Below are 1174 nucleotides of genomic sequence, written 5' to 3'. Positions count from 1 at the left end.
AAATGAGTAAACAACAATTCGAAAGAAGCAAACCACATATTAATATCGGAACAATCGGACACGTAGACCACGGAAAAACAACAACAACAGCAGCAATAACACAAGCTCTAAACAAAAAATACGGAACAGGTGAATTCATCGACTACGAAAACATCGATAAAGCACCAGAAGAAAGAGAACGTGGAATCACAATCAACACCTCAGTAGTAGAATACGAAACAGCAAACAGACACTACGCACACATCGACGCTCCAGGCCACGCCGACTACGTTAAAAACATGATCACAGGAGCAGCACAAATGGACGGAGCAATCATCGTAGTAAGTGCAGCAGACGGTCCAATGCCACAAACAAGAGAACACATTCTACTAGCGCGCCAAGTAGGAATACCAAAAATCGCAGTATTCCTAAACAAAGAAGACCAAGTAGACGATCCAGAACTACTAGAACTAGTAGAAATGGAAGTAAGAGACCTACTAAGCGAATACGAATACGACGGAGACGACGCACCAGTAGTAGTAGGATCAGCATTAAAATCACTACAAGAAGGTGGAGAAGGCGAATGGTCAGACAAAATCCTTAAACTAATGGAAGAAGTAGACAACTACTTTGACATCCCAGAAAGAGATAATGACCAACCATTCCTAATGCCAGTAGAAGACGTAATGACAATCTCAGGCCGTGGAACAGTAGCAACAGGAAGAGTAGAAAAAGGAACACTAAAAGTAGGCGACACAGTAGAAATCGTAGGCCTAACAGAAAAAACTTCTGAAGCAGTAGTAACAGGAGTAGAAATGTTCCACAAACAACTAGAACAAGCAGAATCAGGAGATAACGTAGGAATCCTATTAAGAGGAGTACAAAGAGACGAAATCTCAAGAGGACAAGTACTAGCAAAACCAGGAAGCGTACAACCACACACAGAATTCGAAGGCCAAGTATACGTACTAACCAAAGAAGAAGGAGGACGTCACACACCATTCTTCAGTGGATACAGACCACAATTCTTCTTTAGAACAACAGACGTAACAGGCGACATCGAACTAGAAGAAGGCGTAGAAATGGTAATGCCAGGAGACAACGCAACCTTCAAAATCAAACTACAAAAACCAATCGCCCTAGAAGAAGGACTAAGATTTGCCGTACGTGAAGGTGGTAGAACAGTAGCATCAGG

1 protein-coding gene is annotated in these 1174 nt (G+C 42.2%); it reads left to right on the top strand.

Annotation, left to right across the window (positions count from 1 at the left end):
* Positions 1-2: 2 nt before the first annotated feature.
* On the top strand, positions 3-1174 hold a 1172-nt coding region (gene tuf / locus OC526_RS08275), incomplete at its 3' end, for an elongation factor Tu (protein ID WP_262123450.1).

It is taken from the genome of Anaerococcus sp. Marseille-Q5996 (genome assembly GCF_946893725.1).
Taxonomy (GTDB): Bacteria; Bacillota; Clostridia; order Tissierellales; family Peptoniphilaceae; genus Anaerococcus; species Anaerococcus martiniensis.
The sequence above is the reverse complement of the archived record's forward strand: the minus strand, read 5'-3'. Positions and strand labels throughout refer to the sequence as shown.